The organism is Streptomyces sp. NPDC060194, assembly GCF_042728285.1.
Classification (GTDB): Bacteria; Actinomycetota; Actinomycetes; order Streptomycetales; family Streptomycetaceae; genus Streptomyces.
This window is the reverse complement of sequence record NZ_JBHWZH010000261.1, coordinates 1-3,638: the sequence shown is the minus strand read 5'-3', so window position 1 is coordinate 3,638 and position 3,638 is coordinate 1. Positions and strand designations below refer to the sequence as shown.

The 3,638-nt window shown below is 70.3% G+C and carries 3 protein-coding genes; 2 read left to right on the top strand and 1 reads right to left on the bottom strand.

The window, feature by feature from the left end:
- The first annotated feature begins 101 nt into the window (after window positions 1-101).
- Together pgi and ACFWEG_RS28585 are read left to right on the top strand one after the other, a co-directional pair.
- Window positions 102-1,754, top strand: a complete 1,653-nt coding sequence (gene pgi, locus ACFWEG_RS28590) for a glucose-6-phosphate isomerase (protein ID WP_387220903.1) — start codon at window positions 102-104, stop codon at window positions 1,752-1,754.
- 84 nt (window positions 1,755-1,838) lie between these two features.
- The gene (locus ACFWEG_RS28585; protein WP_387220901.1) at window positions 1,839-2,354 is read left to right on the top strand and encodes a DUF2087 domain-containing protein; all 516 of its coding nucleotides are present in this window, start codon (window positions 1,839-1,841) and stop codon (window positions 2,352-2,354) included.
- Window positions 2,355-2,379: 25 nt separating this feature from the next.
- On the opposite strand, the gene ACFWEG_RS28580 is transcribed toward ACFWEG_RS28585, so the two are convergent.
- A complete protein-coding gene (locus ACFWEG_RS28580; protein ID WP_387220898.1) occupies window positions 2,380-3,576 on the bottom strand; it encodes an RNA-guided endonuclease InsQ/TnpB family protein in 1,197 nt (398 codons plus the stop codon).
- Window positions 3,577-3,638: the final 62 nt, after the last annotated feature.

Sequence of the window (3,638 nt, the reverse complement as noted above, 5' to 3'; positions counted from 1 at the left end):
CCGGAAAGCGTCCGGCCGTCTCCTTGTGCGGCTGATCAACTAGGTTGGGGGTACAGCGGGGTCAAGTACGCAGGTTCGAGAAGAATGGACGGATGTCCGAGATGAACGCTGAAAGCCGGAGCAGGCTCAACCAGACGCCCGAGTGGACCGCGCTGGCCAAGCACCGGGAGCAGCTGGAGGGCACGCACCTGCGGGAGCTCTTCGCCGCGGAGCCGGACCGGGGCACCGCCCGGACCCTCCAGGTCGGCGACCTGTATCTCGACTACTCCAAGCACCTGGTCACCGACGAGACCCTGCGCCTGCTCCGCGAGCTGGCCGCCTCCGCCGGCGTAGCCGAGCTGCGCGACGCGATGTTCCGCGGCGAGCGGATCAACACCACCGAGGACCGCGCGGTCCTGCACACCGCCCTGCGCGCCCCCCGCGAGGCGGTCGTGGAGGTCGACGGCGAGAACGTCGTCCCGGCCGTGCACACCGTCCTCGACAAGATGGCCGGCTTCGCCGACCAGATCCGCTCCGGCGCGTGGACCGGCCACACGGGCAAGCGCATCCGCACGGTCGTCAACATCGGCATCGGCGGCTCCGACCTCGGCCCCGCCATGGCCTACGAGGCGCTGCGCGCCTTCACCGACCGCGGCCTCGACGTCCGCTTCGTCTCCAACGTCGACGGCGCCGACCTGCACGAGGCCGTCCGCGACCTCGACGCCGCCGAGACGCTGTTCATCGTCGCCTCGAAGACCTTCACCACCATCGAGACGATCACCAACGCCACCTCCGCCCGTGACTGGCTGCTCACCGAGCTGAGGGCCGGTCAGGAGGCCGTCGCGAAGCACTTCGTGGCGCTGTCGACCAACGCCGAGAAGGTCGCGGACTTCGGCATCGACACCGCGAACATGTTCGAGTTCTGGGACTGGGTCGGCGGCCGCTACTCCTTCGACTCCGCCATCGGCCTCTCGCTGATGATCGCGATCGGCCCGGACGCGTTCCGCGAGATGCTGGCCGGCTTCCACCTCGTCGACGAGCACTTCCGCACCGCCCCGCCGGAGGAGAACGCGCCGCTGCTCCTCGGCCTCCTCGGCATCTGGTACGGCAACTTCCACGGGGCGCAGTCGCACGCCGTCCTGACCTACAGCCACTACCTGTCGAAGTTCGCCGCCTACCTCCAGCAGCTCGACATGGAGTCCAACGGCAAGTCCGTCGACCGGGACGGCGAGCCCGTCGACTGGGAGACCGGCCCCGTCGTCTGGGGCACCCCCGGCACCAACGGGCAGCACGCGTACTACCAGTTGATCCACCAGGGCACCAAGCTGATCCCCGCCGACTTCATCGGCTTCGCCCGCCCCGTGAGCGACCTGCTGCCCGGCCTCGTCGCCCAGCACGACCTGCTGATGGCGAACTTCTTCGCCCAGACCCAGGCGCTCGCCTTCGGCAAGACGCCGGAGGAGGTGCGCGGCGAGGGCGTGCCCGAGGAGCTCGTCCCGCACAAGACCTTCCGGGGCAACCACCCCACCACGACGATCCTCGCCGAGACGCTGACCCCGTCCGTCCTCGGCCAGCTCATCGCCCTCTACGAGCACAAGGTGTTCGTCCAGGGCGCGGTCTGGAACATCGACTCCTTCGACCAGTGGGGCGTCGAGCTGGGCAAGGTGCTCGCGAAGAAGGTCGAGCCCGCGCTCACCGAGGGCGCGGACGTCCCCGGGCTCGACGCGTCGACGACCGCGCTGGTCGCGAAGTACCGGACGCTGCGCGGGCGTTGAGCGACGGGGGTTAATCGCGTGCGGTGACGGCTTCCGGCGGGTGAGACTGGCGCGTCCCGTCGTCTGCCGGAAGGCCGTCATCCCATGGAGCGCATCCTCTCCGCCCTCGCCGACCCCGAGCGGCTCGCCCTCTACGCGGCCGTCGTCGTCGCCGACGGGGCGGACCCCGACGGGCTCGACCCGCGGGCCGTCCGCAAGCACCTGGGGCGGCTGATGGCGGCCGGGCTGGTCAAGCGAGGGGCCGATGGACTGCTCGTCGGACGCGCGGAGGTGTTCCAGGAGGCGCTGCGGGAGGCCGCGGAGCGGCGCGCGGGCGACCACGGGCCGCTGTCCGAGCCGCCGGCGCGGCTGACGGGGTTCTTCCGGCACGGACGGCTGGTGAGCGTGCCGGTGCGGCCGGCCGTGCGGCGCGAGCTGCTGGAGTACCTCGTGGAGGCGCTCCTCGAACCGGGGCGCGACCTGTCCGAGGCGGAGGTGAACACCGCGTTCCGCACGGTCCACGAGGACGTGGCGGCCCTGCGCCGGTACTGCGTGATCGACGGGCTCCTGGCCCGGACGCGTGACGGATCGAGCTACCGGCGGGCCACACTCTCCGTTTGACCTCCCCCTCCTGAAGGAGGGGTTCCTACGGCTCGCGCCGTTGGGTTTTCTGCTTCACCGCCGGCTGCCCGCCCGGAGTTCTCCGTTGAGGTCTCACACCAGCTCCACAGACCGATGCCGTCAGCCCGACGGCCAGAAGGTTCTTCGCCGCGTTGACGTCCCGGTCGTGGGTCGCCCCGCAGGCGCACATCCAGGTGCGGACGTGCAGCGGCATCCTCGCCTGCAGTGCGCCGCAGGTCGAGCAGAGCTTGGAGGAGGGGAACCAGCGGTCGACCGCGATGACTTCGCGGCCGTACCACCGGGCCTTGTACTCCAGCATGCTCCGGAACTCCGCCCACGCCGCGTCGCTGATGGCGCGCGCCAGGCTCCGGCTTTTCACCATGTTGCGGACGGTGAGGTCCTCGATCACGATCGTTTGGTTCTCACGAACGAGCCGAGTGGTGAGCTTGTGCAAGTGGTCGCGCCTGCGGTCGGCGATCCTGGCGTGCACCTGGGCGACCGCACGGCGGGCTTTGATCCGATTGGCCCCGTCCCCCGGGGCCTTGCGGGCGAGCCGCCGCTGGGCCTTCGCGAGGCGGGCGCGGTCGCGCCGCTCGTGCCTCGGGTTGGCGACCGTTTCGCCGGTGGAGAGGGTCAGCAGGTGGTCGAGCCCGACATCGACACCGACCGCCGCACCGGTTGCGGGCAGCGGCTTCACGGTCGGGTCCTCGACGAGCAGGGATGCGAACCAGCGCCCCGCCGCGTCCTGGCACACCGTCACCGTCGACGGGCTCGCCCCCGCCGGGAGGGGGCGGGACCAGACGATGTCGAGCGGCTCCGTCATCTTCGCCAGGGTCAGGTGGCCGTCGCGGAACCGGAAGGCGCTGGTGGTGTACTCCGCCGACCTCCGCGACCTCTTCCTGCTCTTGAAGCGCGGGTACCTTGCCCGCTTGGCGTAGAAGGCGGCGAACGCCGCCTGCAGGTGCCGCAGCGCCTGCTGGAGGGGGACCGAGGACACCTCGTTCAGGTAGGTGAGTTCCTCGGTCTTCTTCCAGGCCGTCAACATCGCCGATGACTGGTTGTAGTTCACCCGCTCCTGCCGCGCCCATGCTTCCGTGCGTGCCGAGAGGGCGAGGTTGTAGACCTTCCGCACACAGCCGAACGTGCGCGACAGCTCCGCCGCCTGCGCATCGGTCGGACGGAAGCGGTACTTGAACGCCCGCTTCGCAGGGGTGGTCCTCACGCTTCACATGGTACGCCGTCAATTCGTGACAGGATGCGGGCGGTTGGCGGTGGTCGCCGGTC